1 protein-coding gene and 1 pseudogene are annotated in these 525 nt (G+C 68.0%); one reads left to right on the forward strand and one right to left on the reverse strand.

Features of this window, described 5'->3' with window-relative positions:
- Window positions 1–76: 76 nt before the first annotated feature.
- Window positions 77–325, forward strand: a pseudogene (gene cofH / locus NZ585_15160) (7,8-didemethyl-8-hydroxy-5-deazariboflavin synthase subunit CofH).
- Between the two features lie 47 nt (window positions 326–372).
- Here the strand turns inward: cofH and NZ585_15165 are convergent.
- The coding region (locus tag NZ585_15165) for a circularly permuted type 2 ATP-grasp protein (GenBank protein MCS7081367.1) at window positions 373–525 on the reverse strand (153 nt) is incomplete at its 5' end.

Here is a 525-nt window from a genome sequence, read left to right on the forward strand (position 1 = left end):
TCTGCGGACGCTTCAGCGCGAAACCGGCGGCTTCACGGAATTCATCCCGCTGCCGTTCATCGCGGCGAAGTCGCCGCTGGGCCGCGCCGTCGGGCGGCGCGAGATTGACGACGACGACGTACTGCACACGCTTGCCGTTGCGCGCTTGTTCTTGGGGCGCGACATCCCGCACCTGCAACTGGGCTGGGTCAAGCGCGGTTTGGCAGTAGCGCAGCGCAGCCTCCGGTGCGGCGCGGACGACATCGGCGGCACCTTGCTCGAAGAAGAAATCTCCAACCGCGCCGGATCGCGTTTCGGGTCATACGTCCCGGCCGAGCGTCTGGCGGCCGCCATCCGGGAAGTCGGTCTGACGCCTGTGCAGCGGACGACGACCTATGACCGCGTTGCTTCGTCGTCGGCCAGCACCCACGTGTCCTTGCTACCGCCGCCCTGCGAGGAGTTGACGACCAGTGAGCCGCGGCGCAGCGCCACGCGCGTCAGCCCGCCCGGCAACACGAAGATGTCCTCGCCGTAGAGGATGTACGG

It is taken from the genome of Chloracidobacterium sp., from assembly GCA_025057975.1.
Taxonomy (GTDB): Bacteria; Acidobacteriota; Blastocatellia; order Chloracidobacteriales; family Chloracidobacteriaceae; genus Chloracidobacterium.